This is a genomic window from Massilia sp. HP4 (assembly GCF_005222695.1).
Lineage (GTDB): Bacteria > Pseudomonadota > Gammaproteobacteria > Burkholderiales > Burkholderiaceae_D > Telluria.
The window spans coordinates 1-25,176 of record NZ_STGG01000064.1; the positions used below are offsets into that span (position 1 = coordinate 1).

Sequence of the window (25,176 nt, forward strand, 5' to 3'; positions counted from 1 at the left end):
TATTCCGCAACGCGCCATCGGCAGCAAAACGCCCGTCCTCGCGCTCAAGGAATGGCAACAGAAGCGACCTGAGTTATTCGTTAAACGCGTTTATGATCAAACGGGACTCGACAGCTATGCTTCTTCTTATCAGGATCATTGGCTGACTTTCGATTATCATAAGTAAAATTAACGGCACGATTTCCAAAATTAATCCGAGCCGATAATCGCGAAATCAGGGTCAGATCTGACTTCTGGATACAACCTCAACTGTGTCACTGAGGACCATTGCAGTGGCCGTGTCTAAATGTCAGACCTGACCCCGCCTACAATAAGTGAAATTGACGGCACGATATCCAAAATTAAGCCGAGCCGATAATCGCGGAATCAGGGTCAGATCTGACTTCTGGACACAACCTCAACTGTGTCACTGAGGACCATTGCAGAGACCGTGTCTAAACGTCAGACCTGACCCCGCCTACACGTAAAAACGAGAAAGCAGCTTGTCCCGTATGTAGCGGAACGCCATGTCGAGGTACGAGAAACCCTTCGCGCGGTGCAGCAGGATTCCAGAGCTCCAATGCCTACCCAAATAAAGACCGCTGGTCAAATGTGATCCTACCTAAAGGAACCATTGTCTACACACTGTATCCTTACGGGCCGAAACCAGGCGGGTTCTTTGCTGACGAGTCTACTCTTACTGCATCGAAGAAGTCAGTCAACGCATATCACGAGACAACACAGGTGGGCCACGCTGGAAATTCCGAGCACTTCAGGTTCGGCGCAAGGCAAAAGGTACAGGCATTTACATTAAAAGAAGATCTCTGCGTAGGGAAAGCTTACGCGCTGGCTAATGACCAATATGGCCCGGGTGGCGGAACGCAATATTACATCGCTGCGAAAGATCGAATGCACATGGAGAAGGGCACAATTACAGAGTTGACAGGTCCATGATAAATTTCATTGAAGGGAAAATAAACATCGGCGAGAAAAATATTCTTGCTGCTTCTAATGGAGACTTAAAGGTGCTCGCTGAAGAAGGTTTGATTGAGAAACGAGAAATCAGTGGCGGCAGAATTTACTACTATTTCGAAACTCAGGCGGACAACATGAGATTTGGCGTTTTCATCAGCCTGCGAGAGAAAAAGATTGACTGGCTACGATTGAGCTGGCTGGACAGTCCTGTTAAAGGGTGGGATGACGTAAGTGAAGGCGCGATGAAAAATGAGTATCGTCTGCTATCGAATTTCGTACAAAAGACGGTTGGAGGTCCATCGGACAATGAAGGAAATAGAAAGCGTGCGTGGCGGTTCAAGTGGGGGGATGTTGAAGTGAGCTATGAGCCACGTGCCTACCAGGCAGACATCTACATGAAACCTCAGCATAGTGGGGTCAGGGCTGATATTTAGATACAACCTCGGTTAGCGCGAAATCAGGGTCAGATCTGACATCTGACCACAACCTCAACTGTGTCACTGAGGACAATTGCAGAGGCCGTGTCTAAATGTCAGACCTGACCCCGCCGACGCTGGCACGAGGTAGCCAAAATGAGTTCATATGATCACTACTCTCAGGCGAGAGAATTAGCTAAGTTACTTGCACGTGATGGAGCTGCCGCAATTTCAAAAGAATTGCTGGATGCAATGGTTACTGGCTCAACAGGGACAGAAATCTTCATGCTATTGCGAGTGGCAGCAAAGAAATCTTTAGCTCAACCCAACCTATCTGGTGATGCAATACATCTTGCACAGACACTTCTGAATCACCTAGAAAAAGCACTGCAATGAGGCAATAACGAAATAAATGTTGGAATTTTCATCGTGAGAGAGGGAGGTGGCAAGTCGTAATCACAGGAGGCAAATACACAGGAGTAATCAAGCGATGACTTTGTTCATAGAATTAATTACTAGCATCATCGCCGACTTACATCAAGGAGGATTTAACAAAGATGCTAATGAGTTGCAGCAGTCGGCCAATTCGGCGTTAGAACAAACTCTGCTGGCAGGGACTCGCAAAAATGTTTTGAAACAGATTGAGATGCGTTGCCACGTGAAGTGGCTCGGGGATTTTTACTTGCATCATTTATCTCAAAAAGATTGGTGGGGAAGGCTTGAAAAACTTTGTAGATCAACCAAGAAATATATGCAGTCTATTTGACAGTTCCAAGACAGCATAAGGAGGCGGACCAAGATTCACGTACAACCGATACCGGCATTAAATTCCAGACGGCGCACTTTACATAGGTCCGAGCCGAAAGGTCCACCGATCTACCACCGTCATCCATTCCGCATGAAAGCGAAATGTCATTGAAGATTATTACAATCGGAGACAAAACCGATCATGGCGGCACAGTCATTAGCGGTTCGCCCCACCACGACATTAGGGGAAAGGCGATCGCTCGACTGGGTAATAAATTTGACTGCCCGCAGTTTTACCCCAACGGAAAGCCGCATAGCTTAAATAAGATTAATCAGTAGGTGATGTACTATTTTTTTAAATCGCTCACATCTCAAGCGGAGATGTACGATTAAAAATTCGAAGTAGATATATTTATGTTTTAGGTGCCACGCTCTTAGCATCAGCACCGACTGAATATCGTTATTTAGTTTCGTGCGATTATTCCTCTCGTCGTAGCTGCCCTTTATTCCATGCAAAAGCTATGCTAGATAACCTAATTGCTGGGCTCAGCAATCCCGGCTGCCATGATAATTGTTTCGACTCGCGATCTAAAGAAAGCCGATGTGCCACAAGGAGATTTCTACTAGTCTACCTTCTCAAAATTTTCATTGACGTTTGATCCTCTGTCTGAGGCTACAGATGAGTCCAATCAGGTACCTGCGAACGCAACACCATCTGACACATGGTCTACAGTGGCGTTGCGGTACTTTCTCTACTGGCAGCGCATTGGAAACAATCAGGGAGAGTTGAGACCGGAGGCAATTGACAAGGTTCAGGCAGCTCTGACCATTCTTCGTTCAAAGATATGAATATGCGGCCGCAGCAACCGCAATCCGTTATCGTTTCCACTAGAGAGCCAAATGTCATTGAAAATCATCACAGTCGGCGACAAAACCGACCACGGTGGCACCGTAATCAGCGGTTCACCCGACCACGACATCAGGGGAAAAGCAATTGCCCGACTGGGCGACAAAGTCGACTGCCCGCTCCCCTACCCCGGCGGCAAGCCGCATGGCATCAACAAGATCATCACCGGCCACGACACACTAACGATCAACGGCGTACCCATCGCGGTCGAGGGCTGCAAGACCGAGTGCGGCTGCAAGCTGATCGGCAGCGCCCCCGCAACAGTCGATTGAATGCCGTGTGAGCACCGCCGCGCCAGTCGACGAACACTCTCCAGCTCACACTGACAGCACCATCACGCGGCCTCGGCAGCCGGATGCGCCTGTTTGCGGTACAGGAATTCGAGCACCGCCTTGCGATGCTCGGTATAGCGCGTATCCTGCGCCAGCGCTACCCGATCCCGCGGCCGCTCGAGTTCCACTTCGACGATCTCGCCAATGCTCGCCGCCGGCCCATTGGTCAGCATGACGATCCGATCCGACAGCAGCACCGCCTCATCCACGTCATGCGTCACCATCACCACGGTCGACCTGGTCATCGCTACGATCTTGAGCAGCTCGTCCTGCAAATGCGCCCGCGTCAACGCATCGAGCGCGCCGAACGGTTCATCCATCAACAAGACTTTCGGCTCCATCGCCAGCGCCCGCGCGATGCCGACCCGCTGCTTCATGCCGCCCGAGATCTCGTGCGGCCGCTTGCCTTCCGCACTCGACAGCCCCACCAGCACCAACGCAGCCAGCGTGCGTTCACGCAGCTGGGCACGGGTCTCACTAACACCAAACACCCGCTCGACACCCAGGTGGATGTTCTCGTAACAGGTCAACCACGGCAGCAGCGAGTGATTCTGGAACACCACCGCCCGCTCCGGCGACGGCCCGGCGATCTCGCGATTCGCGCACAGCAGCACGCCCGCCGTCGGTTTCAACAAGCCGGCAATCAGGTTCAGCAAGGTCGACTTGCCGCATCCCGAATGCCCAATCAAAGTAATGAACTCCCCCTTGCGCACCGCAAGGTCAATCCCCTGCAAGGCCTGGAACACGCCCTTCTTCGTATGAAACGCCATCTCGACACCGGTGATGTCGATGAATCTGGTTTGAAGGTCATCCATGATCGCGCTCCCTAATCAGTTAGCTACTTGTTCGTGCGTCAGCGCCCGTGCCAGCGCTACCAGCGCCTGCTCGAGCAGCAGCCCCACCACCCCGATGACGACGATGGCGATGATGATGTTCGCCACATTCAGGTTGTTCCACTCGTCCCACACCCAGAAGCCGATGCCCACGCCGCCGGTCAGCATCTCGGCCGCCACGATCACCAGCCAGGCGGTGCCGATCGCGAGGCGCACGCCGGTCAGGATATAAGGCAGCGCCGACGGCAGCAGGATCTTGGTCAAAATCTTCCACTCCGACAGGTTCAGCACCCGCGCCACGTTCATGTAGTCCTGCGGCACGCGCTGCACGCCGACCGCGGTATTGATGATCATCGGCCAGATCGAGCAAATGAAGATCGACCAGATCGCCGCCGGATCGGCCGACTTGAACACCAGCAGGCCGATCGGCAGCCAGGCCAGCGGCGACACGGGTTTGAGCAGGCTGATGATCGGCCCGAACATGCCGGCCACGAACTTCACCCGGCCGATGACGAAGCCCAGCGGAATGCCGACCGCTGCCGCCAGCCCGAAGCCGACGGCAACGCGCTGGAGCGAGGCCAGCACGTTCCAGCCGACACCCTGGTCGTTCGGGCTGTTGTGATAGAAGGGATCGGCGAACAACTTGAGCGCTTCGTGGAAGGTCGCCAGCGGCGACGGGAAGGTCTCGTTGCGGGTCGCGATCAGCTGCCACACCAGCACCACGAAGGCGATGCCCACCAGCGGCGGCAAGACTGCCTTCACGGCCCGGGCAAACGGCTGCGTGCCGCGCACGCTGGGCGCCGGCTTGCGAACCGGAGGCGCGGCGCTGCCGGCATCGGCAGCGACCGGCAGCTTGACGATCGTCGCGCCGCCACCGGCCGGCGCCGTCTGTTCGGATTTCAGGATGGCGTTCATGGCATTCCCCTATTCAAACGAATGAAAATCAGACCCGAACCTTGAACGACGCGGCATAGGCCTTCGGATCCTTGCCGTCCCAGACGCTGCCGTCCATCAGCTTCGAGCTGCGCATCGGGCTGCCCGGCAGCGGCGCCTTCGCCAATGTCGCCGCGTCCTTGTACAGCGCGACCTGGTTGACTGCCGTTGCCACGGCGAGATAGTCCGGATCCTGCTTCAACAAGCCCCAGCGCCGGTGCTGGGTCATGAACCACATGCCGTCCGACAGGTAAGGGAAGTTGACGACGCCATCGTTGTAGAACTTCATCGCATGCGCGTCATCCCAGGTCTTGCCGAGACCATTCTGGTAGCGCCCCATGATGCGCTGGTCGATCGCATCCTTGCTGGTGTTCACGTACGACTTGGCGGCGATGACCTCGGCCATCTTGTTCTTGTTGGCCATCGAGGCATCGATCCAGCGGCCGGCCTCGATGATGGCGGCCATCATCGCGCGGCAGGTATTCGGGTGCTTCTTCGCGAACTCCAGGGTCGAGCCCAGCACCTTCTCTGGATGGTCGCGCCAGATGTCCTGGGTGGTGATCGCCGTGACGCCGATACCGTCCATGATCGCCCGGTGGCCCCACGGCTCGCCTACGCAGAAGCCATCCATATTCCCCACCCGCATATTGGCCACCATCTGCGGCGGCGGCACCGTGATGACTTTCGCTTCCTTCATCGGATTGATGCCGTTGGCGGCCAGCCAGTAATAGAGCCACATCGCGTGGGTGCCGGTCGGGAAGGTCTGGGCGAAGGTGAAGGCGCGTTTTTCGGCGCGCATCAGTTTTGCCAGCGACTGTCCGTCGACCGCGCCCTTGCCCGCCAACTGCTTCGACAGCGTGATCGCCTGGCCATTGTTGTTCAGGCCCATCAGCACCGCCATGTCCTTGCGCTGGCCGCCGATGCCCATCTGCACGCCATACAGCAGGCCATAGAGGACGTGGGCCGCATCGAGGTCGCCATTGGCGAGCTTGTCGCGCACGCCGGCCCACGAGGCTTCCTTGCTCAGCACGAACTTGACGCCATACTTCTTGTCCAGGCCGAGTACCGAGGCCATCACCACCGATGCGCAATCGGTCAGTGGAATGAAGCCGATCCTGATCTCGGCCTTCTCCGGCTTGTCCGATCCCGCTGCCCACACGCCGCCCGTCGCCAGCCCCATCAAGCTTCCTCCCGCTACCAGACTCGCGCCATGAATGACTTTCCTGCGCGTCGCATCGACTTCGCCGACGCCGGCCGTGGATCCGATCTTCGCTTCAAGCTGCTGATTTTTCATTGCAATCCCAATGTAGTCAGGCAAAAAAAAAGACGCATACCCGACATGAACGCATTCATGTTCCGGTAGACGTCGTTGTCTCGGTGGGCACGGCCCTCGTTGGCGGCACACGCAGCGCTTCGTTGCGCTCATGCTCATTACGCAATGTTCATGCCAGCGGTCGTGCAGAGGGAAGGCGCAGGCGACGCCCCTGCCGGCGCACCGCACGCTGGCGCGCATGACGCACTGCGATTGCGCAGTGCATCATTTTGGACGGTCCGCCACGGCCCCAGCCGATCTCGATGCAACAGCCCTTCTATTGCCGCCCACGGCATGCTAGGATCAATTGTTGCCCGTGGAGAACACGATTTGCGTCAATCGTGCGCCCCCTTGTCTAGACGTGGCATGCATGTAAAATAAATAACGTTCGGACGCAGCCAGGCTTGAAGGCCTCGCTACCGCACCGAATCCCGAATTCGAAGCTTTTGTACTGGCATCCGCATGTCACGCATCCGCCGCCCGCCTCATTCCAGCCAACGTCACCTGACCGGCGCGGCGGCGCGGCACAGTTGTCAGTCAGCTCCCGCTACCGCCCAGCGCGCCCCGCGCGCCTGACCGGCAAACCATCTTCGACTTCCGCCCGGCGCGCGCCGGCCATTTATTTATTTGCCAGTCTCCTTGCGAGACGGCGTTGGAGTTAACCCATGAACACCGAACACACCGAACGTCACCATTCCCCCGTCCATGCCGCGACCGCCGTCGACCGCAGCAACCCGCGCGCGCCGAAACGCGGCATTGCCAAGGACATCGTCTCGAGCGGCCGCCGCCTGCGCACCCGGATCGGCGTCATCGCCGCTGCCTGCATCGGCCTGACCGCGCTGCTGATCGCCTTCGAATAAGTAATGGTGCGACCCGGTTGTCGATTCGATCAGCGCTGGGCTATACTGCCCCGCATCATCGCCAATCGGGATCGCATGCAGTTCAAGGCCACCAGCTTCCAGCAAGTCCGCGCACCGCTGCTGCGGGTGCTGGCCTGCCTGTGCGCGCTGATCCTGGCCCTGCAGCTCGTGGGCGCCACGTTCCACGACCATGACCTGTCCGAGCACCTGCCCGACTGCGTCGGCTGCCAGATAGCGTCCCATTCCAGCGCGGATCTTCCCGCTGTGTCGCCCCAACTGCTGGCGGTCTTCCTCGTCATCGCCTTCATCCTCGCGCGCCTGCCGCGCCCCGCGCCGGTCTTCCTGCGCCGCTACCTGATTCCTTCCCGCCAGGCGCCTCCGCGCCACTGATCCGTCCCTGAATTCTTGCAGGCCGGCCCGCGTCTGCCTGCAAGCGCGCTTGCGCATTCGCGCATGGCGTGCATTTGCGCATGCGCTGCCGTCGGCCGTCCCGGCCCGCGGCCTGGCCTTGCCCCCTGCTCCAGCATCACCAGAAAGGACCACGATGACCATGAATACCCCTGCCCTGGAAGCGACCGGCGTGACCGTCGCTTACCAGTCACAATCCACGCCCGTGCTGCGCGAGCTGTCGCTGCGCGTCGCGCGCGGCGAGATCTATGCCCTCCTGGGCGGCAACGGCGCCGGCAAGTCGACCACCATGAACACCTTCCTCGGCTTCACGGTCCCCCAGGCGGGCAGCGTGCGGGTGTGCGGGATCGACGTCGCGGCCGATCCGCTGGCGGCGCGCGCCCAACTGGCCTATGTGCCCGAGAACGTCGCGCTGTACGAACACCTCGACGCGCGCGAGAACATCGAATACTTCCTGCGCCTGGCCGGCAGCGCCTGGAACGACGCCGCCATCGACGAGGCATTGAACGCCGTGCGCCTCGCCCCCGCGGCCTGGACCCGTCGCCTGGGCGGCTATTCGAAAGGCATGCGCCAGAAGGTCGCGATCGCGCTGGCCGTGGCGCGCCAGGTGCCGGTGCTGCTGCTCGACGAGCCCACCACCGGCCTCGATCCGCAAGCCACCAGCGAATTCAACGCCCTGCTGCAAGACCTGCGCGCGCGCGGCAGCGCGATCTTCATGGTCACCCACGACCTGCTCGGCGCGGCCGAAGTGGCCGACCGCATCGGCTTTCTGGAGCGCGGCCACATCAGCCACGAAGTCGCGGCCAGCGGAGAACAACGCTACGACGTGCGCGACCTGTACCGGCGTTATGCGGGAACCGCCCAGGCCAGGGAAGTGGCATGAGCGCCTCCCTGATGCAAGCCCTGCCCGCCATCGCCCGCAGCGAGTGGCGCGCCATGCTGCGCAACCAGGTCGCGGTGGCCGCCGGCATCCTGATGCTGGCGCTGACCCTGGCCGCAATCCTGGTCAGCCATGAGCGCATGCAGGCCGTGAACGCCGAGCGCGAGCGGCACCAGGAAACGGCCGACGCGCAGTGGCACAACCAGCCCGACCGTCACCCGCACCGCGTGGTCCACTACGGCCACTATGTGTTTCGCCCACTGAGTCCCCTCGCCTTCTTCGACTTCGGCGTCGATCCCTTTACCGGCAACACGCTGTTCCTCGAAGGCCACCGCCAGAACAGCGCCAACTTCAGCGATGCCGGCCAGTCGTCGGTGCTGCTGCGCTTCGGCCAGTTGACGCCCGCCTTCGTGCTGCAGGTGCTCACGCCCTTGCTGATCGTGTTCCTGGCCTTTGGCAGCGTGGCGCGCGAACGCGAACGCGGCCAGCTGCGCCTGCAGATCGTGCAGGGCATCCCTGGTTCGACCCTGTTGCTCGGCAAGCTGGCCGCCCACGCCGGCGTGGCGCTGCTGCTCGGGCTGCCCGCCTTCATCGCCCTGGTGGCGATCGCGGTGCTGCATCCGGCCGTGGCGCCGCAGGCGCTGACGATGCTGCTCGGGTATGCGCTCTACTTGCTGCTGTGGGTGGTCGCAGCGGTGCTGGTCTCGTCCAGCCTGCCGCGTGCGCGCGACGCCTTGCTGGCGCTGGTGGCCGGCTGGATCGTCACCGCGATCCTGCTGCCGCGCGTGATGCCCGACTTCGCCGCCGACGACGTGGGCCGCCCGAGCCGCATCGAGACCGAGGTCGCCATCCACGAGCGCCTGGCCGCGATCGGCGACAGCCACAATCCCGACGATCCCTATTTCAACGCATTTCGCGCGCGCACCCTCGAGAAATACGGCGTGCAGCGGGTCGAAGACCTGCCGGTCAACTACGGGGGCCTGTTGATGGCCGAGGGCGAACGCATGACCAGCGAACTGTTCGACGAATTCATGCGCGCCGACTTCGCGCGCCAGCGCCAGGAAAACGCCATCGTGCACTCGGCCAGCCTGTTGAGCCCCGTGATCGCGCTGCGCCGCATGTCGACCGCGCTGGCCGGCACCAACCTGGACAGCCACGCGCAATTCCTGGTCGAGGGCGAAAAATATCGCTATGCCTTCGTGCAGGCACTCAACGGCCTGCACGCCAACGTCGTCTCGCCCCAGGGCGCCGGCGACGAGCGCATCGACAAGCACCATTGGGACGATACGCCGCGCTTCGGCTATCAACCGACGCCCTATGCCGAGGTCGCGGCGCGCCACGCCTGGCCAGCCTTCGCCCTGCTCGGGGGCTGGCTGCTGGCGCTGTTCGGCGCCGGCCGCCTGGTCGCGAAACGCCTTGAAAGGAATGCCAAATGAAGTCGCTCATATTCGAACTGCGCCAGGTCGTGCACTCCAGGCTGGCGGTCGGCGCCATCGTGCTGCTGGCGCTGCTCTCCGCGCTCTCGGTCTGGACCGGCCTGCAAGCCGTCAGCCAGCAACGCGCCGCGCTCGAGCGCATCGCCGCCAGTCACGCCCAGGACTACGCCGCCATCGCCGCCAAGCAGCTCAAGGGCGGCAAGGCCGAAGCCGGCTCGGTCGGCTACTACCTGCCGCACCTGACGGTCAACCCGCCGTCGCCGCTGGCCTTCGTGGCCATCGGCCAGCGCGACCTGCAGCCGCAAGCGCTGCGCGTGCGCCTGCTCGGCCTGCACGCCCAGCTATACGATTCCGAGGCCATCAACCCGGAACTGGCGATGCCGGGCCGCTTCGACTTCGCCTTCGTGCTGGTGTTCCTGGCGCCGCTGTTCGTGATCGCGCTGATGCACGACCTGGTCTCGAGCGAACGCGAGGCGGGCCGCCTGCGGCTGCTGGTATCGCTCCCGGCGCGCGCCGCCGATACCTGGCGCCGGCGGGTCGGCTTGCGCTATGGCCTGGTGTGGCTGGCGGCCCTGTTGCCGGTGGCCTGCGGCGCGCTGGTGGCCGGCGCCGGCCTGCTGGGGCTGGCGTCGATTGCGCTGGTGGCGACGCTCTACCTGGCGTTCTGGTTCGGCCTGGCAAGCTGGGTGGCGGCGCGCGCCCGCACCTCGAGCAGCAGCGCGGCGATCCTCCTGGCCTGCCTGGTCGGCCTGACGATGATCCTGCCGACCCTGGCCGACGCCGCGATCGCGCGCCTGTCGCCGGTCTCCAAGGGGGTCGAACTGGCCCTGGCGCAGCGCCAGGCCGTGCACTCGGGTTGGGACATCCCGAAACCCGAGACCTTCGCCAAATTCTTCCAGACCCACCCTGAGTGGAAAGACACGGCGCCAGTCGAGGGGCGCTTTCACTGGAAGTGGTATTACGCGATGCACCAGGCGGGCGACCAGGCGGTGGCTGAGGATGTGGCGCAGTACCGCGCCAGCATGGCGGCGCGCGAAAGCTGGACCGCGCGTGTCGGCCTGTTGCTGGCCTCGGTGAATGTGCAGGTGCTGCTGCACCGGCTGGCCGATACCGACCTGGCGGCGCAACTGGCCTATCAGGAGCGGATCGCCGCGTATCACACGCAGCTGCGCAACTTCTTCTATCCCTACTTGTTCGACGAACAGCCGTTCACGCAGGCGGATCTGGCGAAGTTGCCGGTGTATGAGGGAGGTGTGTCGGAAGGAACGCTGCCGCTTGGTCAACTGCTGGCCCTGGGACTACTGGCCGCAGTGATCATGCTGGTCGGCCTGCGCAAGCTGCGCACGTAGAGTTGGCCTCGGCGGCCCCGCGGTTCGCCGCCGACGCGGTGATGGTTGGCAGCCAGATCATCCGGCGCGAGATCGGAGCTGGTAACGATCGACGCGTCGGCGGCACAGCCGCCAACCTACCTCAGAATTCTTCCCAGCCGTCGCCCACATCGGCGGTTTCGGCCTTCTTCGGCTTTGCGGCTGGCGCAGCTTCTGCCTTTGGCTTGGCTGCCTTCGCTGCCGGTTTTACCGGTGCCTTCGGCACCACTGCCGGCAAGGTGCTGGTCACCCGCGGTGCCGCAGCCTTGACGGCAGCGCGGCTGCTGCCCGCATTGACCAGCTTGAACGCGCCCACGGTCTGCGCCAGCGCGCTCGCTTCTTCCTGCAGCGACGCCGCCGCCGCCGAGGCTTCTTCCACCAGCGCCGCGTTCTGCGTGGTCACCTGGTCCATCTGGGCCACGGCGCCGTTGATCTGCTCGATGCCGGCGGTCTGTTCCTGGCTGGCGGCGGTGATCTCGGCCATGATGTCGGTCACGCGGTTCACGCTCTGCACGATCTCGGCCATGGTCGAACCGGCGCGGTCGACCAGCTCGGAACCGTGGTGCACCTTGTCGACCGAGTCGTCGATCAGGAGCTTGATTTCCTTGGCCGCCGCGGCGCTGCGCTGGGCCAGGCTGCGCACCTCGCCCGCCACCACCGCAAAGCCGCGGCCCTGCTCGCCCGCGCGCGCCGCCTCGACGGCTGCGTTCAGCGCCAGGATATTGGTCTGGAAGGCGATGCCGTCGATGACGGCGATGATGTCCACGATGCGGGTTGCCGAGGCATTGATCGCGCCCATGGTCTGCACCACCTGCTCGACCACCGCGCCGCCCTTGCCCGCCACTTCCGAGGCCGAGGTTGCCAGGGCATTGGCCTGGCGTGCGTTGTCCGCGTTCTGCTTGACGGTCGAGGTCAGTTCTTCCATCGACGACGCGGTTTCTTCCAGCGAGCCGGCCTGCTGCTCGGTGCGCGACGACAGGTCGAGGTTGCCGGCCGCGATCTGGCTCGAGGCGGTGGCGATATTGTCCGTGCCGGTGCGGACCTGGCTCACGATCTTCACCAGCGAATCGTTCATGTCCTTCAACGCCTGCAGCAGGCGGCCGGTTTCGTCGTTCGAGGTCACTTCGATGTTCTGGGTCAGGTCGCCCTGGGCCACGGCGCCGGCGATCGCCACCGCCTGCTCCAGCGGACGCACGATGGCGCGCACCAGCACCCAGCCGACGAAGGCGGCCATGACCAGGCCGAACACCAGGCCGGCCAGGCAGACCGCGCGCACCAGCTCGAAGGTCGATTGCGAGGCCTGGTATTCCTTCAGCGCGGCGTCTTGCTGTTCCTTGATCAGCTTGGCGCCGAGCTCGTTCAGCGGCGCATACAGGCGGGTCATGGGACCGTTCAGCAGCGCGATCGCCTGGACGTTATCGTTGGCGCGGATCGCCGCTGCCGCCGGTTGCAGGCCCTGCTCCAGGAAAGCCTTGCGCGCCGCCGCGAACTGCTCGATCAGGGCGCGCTCGGCGTCGTTGTTCACCATCTGCGTGTACTGGCTCCACATCTTGTTGACCGCGGCGATATTGGCGTCGATCGCGCCCAGGGCCGCATTGCGCTGGCCGGCATCCTCGACGTTGACCGCCTTGGCGATGGCGAGCTGGTTGGCGGTGATCAGCTGGGTGACCTGGCCGACCTGGCTCAGGCCCACCAGGCGGTGGTCGTACATCTGCTTGAGCTCGGTATTCGCGATGCCGAGGTTATAGATGCCGATGACCGCGCCGGCGATCAGTTCGACCGCCAGGAAGGCGATGACGAAGATGAGGCGCGACTTGATGCTGAGATGTTTGAACATGATTCGCTGGCCTTAAGCCCATGGGTAAGAAATGTGGTATCCATTGAATTATAGAAACATTGTTCCATTTATGGGAAGCATTGAGTATTTCCTTGTGTTATCGCCAGTCTTCCGTCGCAGTGCAGCAACAGTTGACGAACATCGCGATATCCCCCGGTCAATATGCTTTTGACGTATAAGCAAATGTGACAAAAGCACTACGGCAAGGCAACTTTGCCGATAGAATGGCGCGATTCCTTGCCCCAACCCCGATCTTCATGACACTTCCCGTCCTCCTCAACCTGGCCCTCGCCCTGGCCGCCTGCGCACTTCTCTATGGCATGCAGGCCCGGCATGCGTCGTTCACCAAGCGCGTGTTCGCCGGCCTCGGGCTCGGGGTCGTGCTCGGCGCCGGGTTGCAAGCCGTGTATGGCGCCGGGTCGAGCCAGATCGTGGCCACCAACGCCTGGCTGGACGTGGTCGGCAGCGGCTACGTCAAGCTGCTGCAGATGATCGTCATCCCGCTGATCATGGTCTCGATCGTGCAGGCCATCCTCAAGCTGCGCGACGCGTCCGCGCTTGGCAAGATCAGCACCCTCACCATCGGCATCCTGCTCATCACGACCATCGTTGCCGCCATGATCGGCATTGCCATGGCCAAGCTGTTCGGCCTGTCCGCGGTCGGCCTGACCGCATCGAGCGCCGAAATCGCGCGCGGCGAATACCTGCAGGGCAATCTCGCGACTGCGCAACAACTTTCGCTGCCGTCGCTGCTGCTGTCCTTCATCCCGACCAACCCCTTCCTCGACATGACCGGCGCGCGCAAGACCTCGACCATCGCGGTGGTGGTGTTCGCGGTCTTCATCGGCATCTCGGCGGTCGGCGTCGCCGGCAAGAAGCCGGAAGTGTTCCAGTCGTTCGGCGGCTTCGTCCACGTGGCCCACGTGATCGTGATGCGCATGGTGACGCTGGTGCTGCGCCTGACCCCGTTCGGCGTGTTCGCCCTGATGGCCAAAATGGTGGCCGGTTCCAGCCTGCAGGACATCCTTGGCCTCCTTAATTTCGTGGTCGCCTCTTACGCGGCGCTGGCGCTGATGTTCTGCGTGCACCTGGCGATGGTCTCCGGCGCCGGGCTCAATCCGCTGCGCTATGTGAAGAAGATCTTCCCGGTGCTGGTATTCGCCTTTACTTCGCGCACCAGCGCCGGCTCGATCCCGATGAGCGTCGCGACCCAGACCGCGCGCCTGGGCACGCCGGAAGGGACGGCCAACTTCGCCGCCTCGTTCGGCGCCACCATCGGCCAGAACGGCTGCGCCGGCATCTATCCGGCGATGCTGGCGGTGATGATCGCGCCGACGGTCGGCATCGATCCGTTCACGGTCGCTTTCCTCCTGCCGCTGCTGGCGATCGTCGCCTTCGGCTCGATCGGCGTGGCCGGGGTCGGCGGCGGCGCCACCTTCGCGGCCCTGATCGTGCTGTCGGCGATGGACTTGCCGGTGGCGCTGGCGGGATTGCTGATCTCGGTCGAACCGCTGATCGACATGGGCCGCACGGCGCTGAACGTGAGCGGCTCGATCGCGGCCGGCACCGTCACCAGCCGGGCGCTCGGCCAGACCGATATGCGGGTGTTCCAGGACGACGCCGACATCAACCTCGACAGCGAGGAACAGGCGGTCTGACAGTCGTGCCGCAAGCCGTGTAAACACCCGCCGCGAGCGCTGCAATCGTGCGCTGACGCCTTGCCGAATCCGTCATGATGACGGCATGTTAACTTTTCGGCGGGCGGCAATGGAACAAAAATGGCCACAGGAAATTTGGCTGGTCAGGCATGGACAAAGCGCGGGCAATGTCGCGCGTGACCTTGCAGAAGCCGCCTCCGGGCACCGCATCGACATCGCCGAACGCGACGTCGACGTTCCGCTGTCCGAGCTGGGCGAGCGCCAGTCCGAAGCCCTCGGCGCCTGGTTCGCCGCCCTGCCGCCGCACGGGCGTCCGAACGTGGTGCTGCATTCGCCGTATATCCGCGCGGCCGAGACCGCCAACATCCTGATGCAGCGCCTGGACCGCGACGAATTGCTGTGCGTGCTGTCCGACGAACGGCTGCGCGAGAAGGAATTCGGCGTCCTCGACCGCCTCACCACGCACGGCATCGCCCATCACTTCCCCGACCTGTACGAGCAGCGCCAGCATGTCGGCAAGTTTTATTTCCGGCCGCCGGGCGGCGAGAGCTGGTGCGACGTGATCCTGCGCCTGCGCAGCGTGATGGACACCCTCGAGCGCGACTTTTGCGGCGAGCGCGTCTTGATCGTCGCGCACCAGGTCACCGTCAATTGCTTCCGCTACCTGTTCGAGCATCTCGACGAAGCGAAGATCCTGGAATTCGACCGCGCCGGCGACGTGCCGAACTGCTCGGTCACGTCCTATGAATACGACCCCAATCACGGCAAGCGCGGCGACCTGGCGCTGCGCCTGGTGAACTTCGTGGCGCCGCTCGAAGCCACCGGCACGCCGGTCACCGTCGCCAAGGACTTGCCCGCCGCCCCCAAGGCATGAGGCCCCACCATGGAATCGACCACGCAAGCCGCGACCGTGCATGACCTCGACGCCGCGCATCTGGCGGCCTGGCCGCTGCCCCAGCCCGAGGCCGAGGGCGACAAGGAATTGCGCGGCCACGTATTGGTGCTGGGCGGCTCGCGCGAGATGCCGGGCGCCATCATCCTGGCCGCCACCGCGGCCCTGCGCGCCGGCGCCGGCAAGCTGACCATCGCGACCGGCGACAGCGTGGCCCAGCTGGTGGCGCTGGCCATGCCAGAGGCACGCGTGATCGGCCTGCGCGAGAACGACACCGACGGCTTCCACCTCGACGCACTCGAAAGCCTCGATCCGCTGGCCGACAAGGTCGATGCGGTGCTGGTCGGCCCCGGCATGCGTGACGCGCCGTGCACCGCGCGCCTGGTACATGCGCTGCTGCCGCGCCTGGACGGCGCCGGCGTCGGCCTGGTGCTGGACGCCTGCGCCATGGACGTCATGCTGCACATGCCGCACGACTGGCCCGACGACAAGCCGATGCGCTTCGCGCGGCCCGTGGTCATGACCCCGCATTGCGGCGAGATGGCGCACCTGACCGGCCTCGCAAAAGAATGCATCGTCGGCCAGCCCGACACGCCGGCGCTGCAGGCCGCGCGCGACTGGAACGCGGTGATCGCGCTCAAGGGCGCACGCACGGTGATCGCGGCGCCCGACGGCACGCTGTGGCAGCACGAAGGCGCGGGCAATATTGGCCTGGCCATCTCGGGTTCGGGCGACGTCCTGGCCGGCATCGTCGTCGGCCTGCTGGCGCGCGGTGCCCCGCCGGAACAAGCCGCTTGCTGGGGCGTGGCCCTGCATGCGCGCGCCGGCGACCGTCTGGCGCAGCGCATGGGAACACTCGGATATCTGGCGCGAGAAATTTCTATGGAAGTGCCTGCGCTGCTGGAACAACTCGGCCGCAACGACGGCAGCAAGCACGTGCCTGACGGCACGGGCGCCCGGCATGTGCCGGGCGACGAACAGCTGGGCGGCTGACGCCCGGCAACTGAAAACTCTGTAAAAAATGTTACGGAGTTTCGCAAGAGTGCGGTATCTAACGAACCGGCGGCCGGGCTTCCGGTCTAATGGGCACAGTTGGATTGAAGTACGCACCGGGGCCGCGTATTGCGTCGGTTCCCTGAGTGTTCCGCTCCTGAATTGCAACTGGGCGGAACTAACTGGCGCCGCAGACCTTCCAGTGCCTCACCTGGAAACTTCGGCACAAAGATAGACGTAAACGAGGAGTTTAAAAATGAATGCAATGACCAAAGCACCAAAAATCCTGCTGACCGCCGCCGTGCTGGCAACCCTGCTGGGCGCCTGCAAGAAAGATGACGCGGCCACCACGACCGTTCCGGCCGACACCTCGGCCACCACGCCAAGCAGCACCTCGGGCGCCACCGGCACCACGGGTGACGTGGGCACCGGCGCAACCGGCACCGGCACCACCGGCACCGGCACCACCGATATGGGCACCACCGGCACCACCGGCGCAACCGGCACCGCGGGCGACGTCAGCGGCGCGACCGGGACCAGTGGCACTACCGGCACCGGCACGGCCGAAGGCGCCACCGGCACCACCACCACCGATCCGGCGACCACCACCACCACGCCGCCAACCGGTACCACCGGCCAGTAATCGCTTGGCCACCCTGCCGAATGACGCCCTGCTTGCGGGGCGCATTCGGGACGTACACCGCACCCGGTCCCTCACGGCCGGGTTGTTTTTTTTGGGCGCCCGGCGCGTGCTGTCAGCGCTCCCCCGACCCTGCGCCGTGCTCCTGTGCCGCCACAGCGCGGATCAGGTTCTCCACCATCCCGAAATCGGCCGGCTTGGTCAGGTGATGGTCGAAGCCCGCCTCGCTCGAGCGCCGGCGGTCCTGCTCCGCACCCCAGCCGGTCAGCGCCACCAGGGTCGCGTCTTGCATGCCCACGATGCGGCGCATCGCCTCGGCCGCGTCGAAGCCGCTCATGTCGGGCAGGCCGATATCCAGGAACACGACCTGCGGCAGGTCTTCCCCGGCCAGCCGCAGCGCCGCCGCACCGTCGTGGGCGACGCTGACGACGTGCTCGTTCATCTCGAGAAGGGCCTGCAAGGTCTCGGCCGCGTCGACATTGTCGTCCACCACCAGGATGCGCAGCGCGCCGGCCGGCGTCCCGGATATCGGTGCGGGCACAGTTGCGGGCAGCAGCGCGTCGGCATCCAGCGGCAAGGGTAGCCACACCGTGAAGCGGCTGCCCATGCCCGCGCCGTCGCTGCTGGCCGCCACCCGGCCGCCGTGCAGCCTGACCAGGCGCTGGACCAGGTTCAGGCCCACTCCCAGCCCGCCCTGCGCCATCTCGGTGCCGAGATGGGCCTGGGCGTACATGTCGAACACCGTCTCGAGCGCCGGCGCGGCGATACCGATGCCGTTGTCCGAGACCGTAATCGCCACCTCGCCCGCCTCGAGCCGGGCCGCGATCTCGATCGCGCCGCCCTGCGGCGTGTACTTGGCGGCGTTGTTGAGCAGGTTGCTCAGCACTTGCGCCACGCGGTGGCGGTCGGCACGCAGCACCAGCGACGCCTCAGGCAGGCGCACGGCCAACGCATGTCTCTGCGCCTTCACCAGCGGCATGCTCATGTCGACCGCCTCGCGCATCACGTCCGCCAGCAGCACGCTTTCGAGCTTCAGGGTGACCTTGCCTTCGGCCAGGCGCGCCATGTCGAGCAGGTCGTCGACCAGGTGCACCATGTGGTCGACCTGGCGCCGCATGATGGCCTGCACGTCGTCGCCGGCGGCGCCGATGTGCATCAACTCCAGGCCCGAGCGGATCGGGGCCAGCGGATTGCGCAGCTCGTGCGCCAGGGTGAACAAGAAGTCGCTCTGGGCGCGGTTCTTCAGTCCCAGCTCGTTGGCCAGGCGCTGCAGCTCCTGCTCGGCGTGTTTCTGGCTGTCGATGTCGAGGGTCACGCCGTCGAAGCGCTCCGGCTGGCCGTGCCCGTCCAGGCCGCACCAGCCGATCGCGCGCAGCCAGCGCGGCGCGCCGCCGGCCGTGGTGCGAAATTCCAGGTCGAGCGGCGCGCCGGCGCGCACCGCGTGCGCCACGCTGCCTGCCAGCCGCTCGCGGTCCTCGGGATCGACCGCCGCCAGCAGTTCTGCCACCGGCGCCAGGCGCGCGCCGTCCAGGCCGAAGTGCACGGCCATCTCGGCATTGATCTGGAACCCGGAAAACGGCGCGTCGGCATACCAGACGCCGATGTCCCCCGCCTCGGAGACCCGCTCGAAGCGCTCCTGCAGCGTCTTGCGCACCTGGATGTCGATCACGGTGCCGACATAGCCGTCGGGCTCCCCGCGCGCATTCGTGCGCGGCAGGCCCGAGTCGATGAACCAGCGGTAGCTGCCATCGTTGCAGCGCAGGCGGTAGTCGATCGAGTACGGTTCGCGCGCCGCGTTCGCGCCCAGGAATGCCTCCTGCGCGCGCTGGCGGTCGTCGGGATGGGTGTTCTCGAGCCAGCCCAGGCCCAGGTCCTGCTCGGGCGTGCGGCCGGTATAGTCGTACCAGCGCCGGCTCAGGTAGGTGCACCGGCCGTCGTTATCGGTAGTCCACAGCATGGACGGCGAAGCGTCGATCAGGGCCCTTACATGGGCTTCGCGGGCGCGCGCATCGTGCTCCATCTGGCGCCGTTCGCGGCCCAGCGCCACCTGGGTGCGCACCCGCGCCAGCAGCTCGTTGGCCGAGAACGGCTTGACCAGGTAATCGTCGGCGCCGGCCTGCAAGCCTTCAACCTTGGATTCCTCGCCGGCGCGCGCCGACAGCAGCATCACCGGCAGCAGGCGCAGCGCCTCGCTGGCGCGAATCTTCGCGATCAGGCCGAAGCCGTCCAGCTTCGGCATCATCACGTCGCTCAGCAGCAGGTCGGGCGGATCTTCCAGGGCCATCGCGAGGGCCGCCTCGCCATCGGCGCAGGCGCGCACTTCGGCGTGCGGCTCGAGCAGCGCCTTCAGGTAGGCCCGCATATCGTTGTTGTCGTCGGCGATCAGGATGCGCGGACGGGCTTCGCCGGCGACGTCGACCGGCGCCGGCTGCCCGTCGGGGTGGGGGCTTGCCTCGGCGTCCGGCAGCCAGCGCAGCGCTTCTTCCACGAAGGCGGAACCGACGCGCTGGCGGTCTACCATCTCGTCCGGTGCGTGCAGGATGCGGTCTTGCGGCAGGTGCGCATCGCCGAACGGCAGGTCGACGTCGAAGCGCGTGCCTGCGCCGAACACGCTCGAGACGGCGATCGCGCCGCCATGCAGGCGCACCAGTTCCTGGATCAGCGCCAGGCCGATGCCGGTGCCCTCATAGGTACGTCCCGGCGCGCCCTCGATGCGGTGGAAGCGCTCGAACATGCGCGGCAACTCGTGCTCGGGGATGCCGGTGCCGGTATCCTGCACCGACAGCCGCGCCATGCCCGCATGCTCGCGCAGGGTCACCGTGACGCCGCCCTGCAGGGTGAACTTGAACGCGTTCGACAGCAGGTTGAAGACGATCTTCTCCCACATATCGCGGTCGACGTAGACCGTCCGCTCCAGGTCCTGCAGGTCGATCGTATACGCCAGGCCGCCCTTGGCCATCGCCGATTCGAACACGCCGGCCAGGTCGAGCGTCAGGCGCGCCAGGTCGACCGGGGCGTAGCTGGCCTGCACCCGGCCGGCCTCGATGCGTGAGAAGTCGAGCAGCGAATTGACCAGCTTGAGCAGGCGCAGCGCATTGCGGTGGGTGACCTCGATGCGCTTGCGCTGGGCCGCACTCATGCTGTCCTGGCCATCGGCCAGGGCGTCGTCGAGCGGCCCCAGGATCAGGGTCAGCGGCGTACGGAATTCATGCGACACGTTCGAGAAGAAGGCGGTCTTGGCGCGATCGATCTTGGCCAGTTCTTCGGCGCGGCGCTGTTCCTGCTCGTAGGCGATCACATTGCCGACCGCCGTGTTCACCGCCGCGCCCAGCAATTCATAGAAATTGCGGTATTCGGCGTCCAGCGCGCGGCGCACGCTGACGCCGGCGACCACGAAGCCGAACAGCTCCTGCTGGCCCGGCAGCGACAGCGGCAGCACCAGGGCCGAACGGGGCGGCTCCTCGTAGGGCCCGCAGGCCAGCCCCGCAAGCCGCGTGGCGACATCGTCGGCCTGCGCGGCCGCATGGTCGGCGGCGCAGCGCGCGAACGGCCAGCAGGCATCGTCCAGGCGCACCGACGCCGGCGCCAGCGCACTGCCGGGCGGCAGCCCGCCGCCGCCGCGCAAGCGCAGCTCGCCGCTGTCCGGATCGACCTGGTAGAACAGGATAAAGGGGACGTCCGCCTTCATGCGCTCGGCGTGGGCCGTCAACTGCTGGCCGATCTCGGCGATCGAGCGGGTCGAGGCCAGGCTGGCGGTCAGGTCGCGCAAGGCCTGGCTGCGCCGTGCTCCGAGCACCTGGGCCGTGGTCTCGGTGATCGGGTGGAACACCCCGCCCACCGCGCCCGACTCGTCGCGGATCGGCGAAAACGAAAAGGTCATGTTCGCCTCTTCGAGATAGCCGCTGCGGTCGAGGAACATCTGCTGGTCCTTGATGTAGGCGCCCTCGCCCTGGTGCGCACGCTCGAAGGCCGCCCCCACCACCGGCAGGGCCGAAGCCCACACCACCTTGAACGGCGCCCCCATCGACGCCGGATGCAGGTCGCCGCAGATCGGGCGGTAGGCGTCGTTGTAGATCTGGATGTCGTCCGGGCCCCAGCACACCAGGATCGGGAAAGTCGAGGACAGGCACAGGCTGACCGAGGTGCGCAGGCTTTGCGGCCAGTCGGACAGTGGTCCCAGCGGCGTGGTCGACCAGTCCATGCTACGGATCAGTTCGCCCATCTCGCCGCCGCCGGCGAGCCAGTTCAGGTCGGAATCGGCTGATGCAGGAAATGGGGATGAGGACATACAGAAACCTTCGTGGGAGATGAATGAGGGAGGCCGGAGCAGCACCGTCCACTGCATTGCAAGAGAATCGTTGACGAAAACCCCACAAAGCATCCGCCATTAGAACATACCGACAGGAAATTCGCCTGCCCGGAAGCTTTCTGACTATACGGAAAGTCAACAATGACGTACGCAGCGTCAGATCAGGTGACTACCGAAAGCAACACGGCCAGCGCGACGCTGGCCGTGTTACCAATCAGAAAACAGGCAGGATGAATCCTGCCCGATCGTTCAGGCCGTCAAGGCCTTGTCGCGGCCGCGGCCAGTGACGAAGCGGCCGATGCGCACGATGGTGCGATAGACCAGGCGCACGAAGGTCAGGGTCAGGATCGCTTCGACGAAGGTCATCAGGAAGGCCGGCAGCGTATTGAAACGCTCGGCGCGGCGGCCGTACTTGGCCACCATGCGGTCGCGGGCGATCTCGATGCTGTCGTAGAAGGTCGGCACCACCAGCAGGGTCAGCACGGTCGAGGTGATCGTACCGCCGATGATGGCGATCGCCAGCGGCTGGTAGAACTCGCCCGCGTCGCCGAAGGCCAGCGCCACCGGCAGCATGCCGGCGATCAGCGCGAAGGTCGTCATCAGGATCGGACGCAGGCGCTTGCGGCCGGCCGCCATCAGGGCCTCCTCGCGGTCCATGCCTTCGTGCTCCAGGGCGCGGGCGGCGTCCAGCAGCAGGATCGCGTTCTTGGCAACCAGACCCATCAGCATGATGATGCCGATCATGCTCATCAGGTTGAGCGTGTGCCCGGTGATGATCAGGGCCACCACCACGCCGATCAGGGACAGCGGCAGCGACATCATGACGCCGATCGGCGCGGTGAACGAGCCGAACTGCATCACCAGGATCAGGTACATCAGCGCGATGCCCGACACCAGCGAGATCACCATTTCGGTGAACAGTTCCTGCTGGTCTTCACCCGAGCCGCCCAGCGCCAGGCCATAGCCCGGTGGGAAGTCGAAGGTGCGCGCCAGCTTCATGGCGTCGGCCGTGACTTCGCCCGGCGAACGGCCCTGGGCATTGGCCGACACGGTGATCATGCGCTCGCCGTTCTTGTGGCGGATCGCCGAAGGGCCCTTGCCCATGGTGATCGAAGCGATCTGGTCCAGGGGCACCATCATGCCGGTGCCGCCGACCGAGATCGGCAGGCGCTCGATGCTCTCGGTATTGACGCGGTCGTCCGGATGCAGGCGCACGGCGACGTCGCGGGTCTCGCTGGTCGGGTCGACCCAGTCGCCCACCTCGATGCCGGCGAAGGCCACGCGCAGCGACTGGGCGGCGTCGTTGACCGAGATGCCCATCATGTTCGCCAGGCCGCGGTCGAGCACGATCTGCAGCTCGTTCTTCGGATCCTGTTCGGACAGGGTGACGTCGACCGCGCCCGGCACTTCGCGCAGCTTGGCCATGAAGGCATTGGTCAGTTCCATCAGCTTGCGCGAGTCGGGGCCGCTGAATTCGATCTGCACCGGCTTGCCGTTGCCGCTCAGGTCATCCATGACCACGTACTCGGCGCCGACCAGGCGGCTGATCTTCTCGCGCAGCTCGACCGCGACCTCGGAGGCGCTGCGCTCGCGCTGGCGGCGCTTGCCGATGTCGACATACACGCGGCCGCCATTGAGGTTGACGTTGCTGTTGGTGTCTTCGGTTTCAGGCAGGGTGCGCGCCAGTTCGGCGGCCGCCTCGACCTTGCGGCGGGCATACTCGACGCTCGACGAGGCCGGCACGCGCACCTCGACCATGATGGTGCCCGAGTCCATCTTCGGCAGGAAGCTCGAGCCGCCGAACATGCTGTGCAGGGCGATCGCGCCGACGAAGCTTGCCAGGGCGATGAAGCCCATCCAGCGGCGGTGGTGCAGCGCCCAGGCGATCACGTGGCCATAGCGGTCGGCCTGGCGGTCGAACCAGTGGTTGAAACGGTCCAGCACGCGGCCGATGCCTTTCTTCGGCGCGCTGTGGTGGTCCGGCGGGTCGCCCCAGTAGGCCGACAGCATCGGGTCGAGCGTGAACGAGATGAACAGCGACACGATCACCGAGCAGGTCACGGTCAGCGCGAACGGACGGAACCACTCGCCGGACACGCCCGGCATGAAGGCCACCGGCACGAACACGGCCATGATCGAGAAGGTCGTGGCGGCCACCGCCATGCCGATCTCGGCGGTGCCCTCCAGGGCCGCGGTGCGGCGATCCGAACCCATTTCCATATGGCGCACGATGTTTTCGCGCACCACGATCGCATCGTCGATCAGCACGCCGATCGCCAGCGACAGGCCCAGCAGGGTCATGAAGTTCAGCGTGAAGCCGCACAGCCAGACCGCGATGAAGGCCGCCAGCACCGAGGTCGGCAGGGCCAGCGCGGTGATCAGGGTCGAGCGCCAGGAATTGAGAAAGGCATACACGACGAACACGGTCAGCACGGCGCCCAGCACCAGTGCCTCGATCACATTGTTCAGGCTCGATTGCGCATCTTCGCCGCCGTCGCGGGTGACTTCCAGCTTGGTGCCTTCCGGCAGGTGTTTGCTGGCTTCCTTGACCACTTCGTGGACTTTCTTGGCCAGCGACACGGTCGAGGCGTCACGCGAGCGGGAAATCTGCAGGCCGACGTTCGGCTTGCCGCTACGCATGGACAGGCTGTTGATGTCGGCGAAACCGTCCTGGATCTCGGCCACCTGGTTCAGGCGCACGATGGTGTCGGCATTGCGCTTGACCACGATCTGCGAAAAGTCTTCGGGACGCTCGATGCGGCCGACCAGGCGGATTCCCTTCTCGTCCAGCTCGCTGCGCAGCTTGCCGACCGGCGCATTGGTGTTGCCGCTGCGCAGGGCGTTGGTAACTTCCGTTACCGAGACATTGAATTCACGCAGCTTCTCGGCGCGCAGCAGCACCGACAACTCGCGCCGCAAGGCGCCGTTGACGGCGACCGTCGAGACGCCGTCGATGGCGCGGAACTGGTCGGCAAGGACGTCCTCTGCATAGCGCGAGATCTCGGCATGGCTCTGGGTGCTCGACGACAGCGCCAGCGACATGACAGGTTCGGCGGCCGGGTCGATCCGGCGCAGCACCGGTTCGCGCATCTCGATCGGCAATTTATAACGCACCGCGGCGATGGCGTTACGCACATCGTCCGAGGCTTCGATCAGGTTGCGGTCGAAGTCGAACTCCATCCAGATCGAGGCGCCGCCTTCATAGGAATTGGAATTGACTTCGGTGACGCCCTGGATCGCCTGCATCTGTTTCTCGAGGCGGTTGGTGATCTCGCGTTCCGACGTTTCGGGCGAGGCGCCCGGATACGGGATGTCGACCACGATGACCGGGATGTCGACGTCGGGATTCTGGTTGACGCGCAGCTTGGACAGGGCCAGCAGGCCGATGGCCATCATCGCGACGATGATGACGATCGTCGCGACCGGTTTCTTGACACTAAAATTGGACAGGAACATGGTTGT

At 64.0% G+C, this 25,176-nt stretch carries 20 protein-coding genes; 14 read left to right on the top strand and 6 right to left on the bottom strand.

The features are described 5' to 3' along the window. Positions 1 to 929: 929 nt before the first annotated feature. The 5 genes from E8M83_RS22845 (at position 930) to E8M83_RS22865 (ending at position 3,296) form a co-directional block, all read left to right on the top strand. A complete protein-coding gene (locus E8M83_RS22845; RefSeq protein WP_137175659.1) occupies positions 930 to 1,388 on the top strand; it encodes a hypothetical protein in 459 nt (152 codons plus the stop codon). Positions 1,389 to 1,526: 138 nt separating this feature from the next. Further along, complete coding sequence (locus tag E8M83_RS22850; protein ID WP_137175660.1) at positions 1,527 to 1,766, top strand: hypothetical protein; 240 nt, start codon at positions 1,527 to 1,529, stop codon at positions 1,764 to 1,766. 94 nt (positions 1,767 to 1,860) lie between these two features. Beyond that, on the top strand, positions 1,861 to 2,136 hold the full coding sequence (locus tag E8M83_RS22855; RefSeq protein WP_137175661.1) for a hypothetical protein: 276 nt from the start codon (positions 1,861 to 1,863) through the stop codon (positions 2,134 to 2,136). Positions 2,137 to 2,279: 143 nt separating this feature from the next. Beyond that, positions 2,280 to 2,456 carry a PAAR domain-containing protein gene (locus E8M83_RS22860; protein ID WP_137175662.1) on the top strand — a complete coding sequence of 59 codons (177 nt, stop codon included), beginning with the start codon at positions 2,280 to 2,282 and terminating at the stop codon, positions 2,454 to 2,456. 561 nt (positions 2,457 to 3,017) lie between these two features. Further along, positions 3,018 to 3,296 (top strand): PAAR domain-containing protein, encoded by a 279-nt coding sequence (locus E8M83_RS22865; protein WP_137175663.1) that lies wholly within the window; start codon positions 3,018 to 3,020, stop codon positions 3,294 to 3,296. Positions 3,297 to 3,358: 62 nt separating this feature from the next. On the opposite strand, the gene E8M83_RS22870 is transcribed toward E8M83_RS22865, so the two are convergent. The 3 genes from E8M83_RS22870 to E8M83_RS22880 are packed head-to-tail and all read right to left on the bottom strand — an operon-like array spanning position 3,359 to position 6,302. Continuing rightward, the gene (locus tag E8M83_RS22870) at positions 3,359 to 4,171 is read right to left on the bottom strand and encodes an ABC transporter ATP-binding protein (protein WP_137175664.1); all 813 of its coding nucleotides are present in this window, start codon (positions 4,169 to 4,171) and stop codon (positions 3,359 to 3,361) included. A gap of 15 nt (positions 4,172 to 4,186) precedes the next feature. Next, entirely contained in the window at positions 4,187 to 5,104 is a 918-nt protein-coding gene (gene ntrB, locus E8M83_RS22875; protein ID WP_137175665.1) for a nitrate ABC transporter permease, read from the bottom strand. A 28-nt stretch (positions 5,105 to 5,132) separates the two neighbouring features. Then, positions 5,133 to 6,302 (bottom strand): CmpA/NrtA family ABC transporter substrate-binding protein, encoded by a 1,170-nt coding sequence (locus E8M83_RS22880; protein ID WP_137175666.1) that lies wholly within the window; start codon positions 6,300 to 6,302, stop codon positions 5,133 to 5,135. Between the two features lie 797 nt (positions 6,303 to 7,099). Between E8M83_RS22880 and E8M83_RS22885 the strand changes: the two genes are divergently transcribed. From E8M83_RS22885 to E8M83_RS22905, 5 genes are all read left to right on the top strand, one after another. After that, complete coding sequence (locus E8M83_RS22885) at positions 7,100 to 7,294, top strand: hypothetical protein (protein WP_137175667.1); 195 nt, start codon at positions 7,100 to 7,102, stop codon at positions 7,292 to 7,294. A gap of 75 nt (positions 7,295 to 7,369) precedes the next feature. Next, entirely contained in the window at positions 7,370 to 7,684 is a 315-nt protein-coding gene (locus E8M83_RS22890) for a hypothetical protein (protein WP_137175668.1), read from the top strand. 160 nt (positions 7,685 to 7,844) lie between these two features. After that, a complete protein-coding gene (locus E8M83_RS22895) occupies positions 7,845 to 8,585 on the top strand; it encodes an ABC transporter ATP-binding protein (RefSeq protein WP_229491827.1) in 741 nt (246 codons plus the stop codon). Then, entirely contained in the window at positions 8,582 to 10,018 is a 1,437-nt protein-coding gene (locus tag E8M83_RS22900) for a DUF3526 domain-containing protein (RefSeq protein WP_137175670.1), read from the top strand. The genes E8M83_RS22895 and E8M83_RS22900 overlap by 4 nt, the downstream gene beginning before the upstream one ends. Continuing rightward, on the top strand, positions 10,015 to 11,367 hold the full coding sequence (locus tag E8M83_RS22905) for a DUF3526 domain-containing protein (protein ID WP_137175671.1): 1,353 nt from the start codon (positions 10,015 to 10,017) through the stop codon (positions 11,365 to 11,367). The genes E8M83_RS22900 and E8M83_RS22905 overlap by 4 nt, the downstream gene beginning before the upstream one ends. Positions 11,368 to 11,488: 121 nt before the next feature. Here the strand turns inward: E8M83_RS22905 and E8M83_RS22910 are convergent, their stop codons facing one another. After that, positions 11,489 to 13,222: a methyl-accepting chemotaxis protein gene (locus E8M83_RS22910; protein ID WP_137175672.1), complete on the bottom strand. Its 1,734-nt coding sequence runs from the start codon at positions 13,220 to 13,222 to the stop codon at positions 11,489 to 11,491. A gap of 257 nt (positions 13,223 to 13,479) precedes the next feature. Here E8M83_RS22910 and E8M83_RS22915 point away from each other — a divergent pair, with 257 nt between their 5' ends. From E8M83_RS22915 to E8M83_RS22930, 4 genes are all read left to right on the top strand, one after another. Further along, on the top strand, positions 13,480 to 14,880 hold the full coding sequence (locus tag E8M83_RS22915) for an L-cystine transporter (protein WP_137175673.1): 1,401 nt from the start codon (positions 13,480 to 13,482) through the stop codon (positions 14,878 to 14,880). 109 nt (positions 14,881 to 14,989) lie between these two features. Then, the gene (locus E8M83_RS22920) at positions 14,990 to 15,754 is read left to right on the top strand and encodes a histidine phosphatase family protein (RefSeq protein ID WP_137175674.1); all 765 of its coding nucleotides are present in this window, start codon (positions 14,990 to 14,992) and stop codon (positions 15,752 to 15,754) included. A gap of 9 nt (positions 15,755 to 15,763) precedes the next feature. Beyond that, entirely contained in the window at positions 15,764 to 16,765 is a 1,002-nt protein-coding gene (locus E8M83_RS22925) for an NAD(P)H-hydrate dehydratase (RefSeq protein ID WP_229491835.1), read from the top strand. A 256-nt stretch (positions 16,766 to 17,021) separates the two neighbouring features. Beyond that, positions 17,022 to 17,408 (top strand): hypothetical protein, encoded by a 387-nt coding sequence (locus E8M83_RS22930; RefSeq protein WP_137175675.1) that lies wholly within the window; start codon positions 17,022 to 17,024, stop codon positions 17,406 to 17,408. Positions 17,409 to 17,520: 112 nt separating this feature from the next. Here E8M83_RS22930 and E8M83_RS22935 read toward each other — a convergent pair whose 3' ends face one another. Further along, the gene (locus E8M83_RS22935; RefSeq protein ID WP_229491836.1) at positions 17,521 to 21,693 is read right to left on the bottom strand and encodes an ATP-binding protein; all 4,173 of its coding nucleotides are present in this window, start codon (positions 21,691 to 21,693) and stop codon (positions 17,521 to 17,523) included. 270 nt (positions 21,694 to 21,963) lie between these two features. Further along, the gene (locus E8M83_RS22940) at positions 21,964 to 25,170 is read right to left on the bottom strand and encodes an efflux RND transporter permease subunit (protein WP_137175676.1); all 3,207 of its coding nucleotides are present in this window, start codon (positions 25,168 to 25,170) and stop codon (positions 21,964 to 21,966) included. Between the last annotated feature and the right edge of the window lie 6 nt (positions 25,171 to 25,176).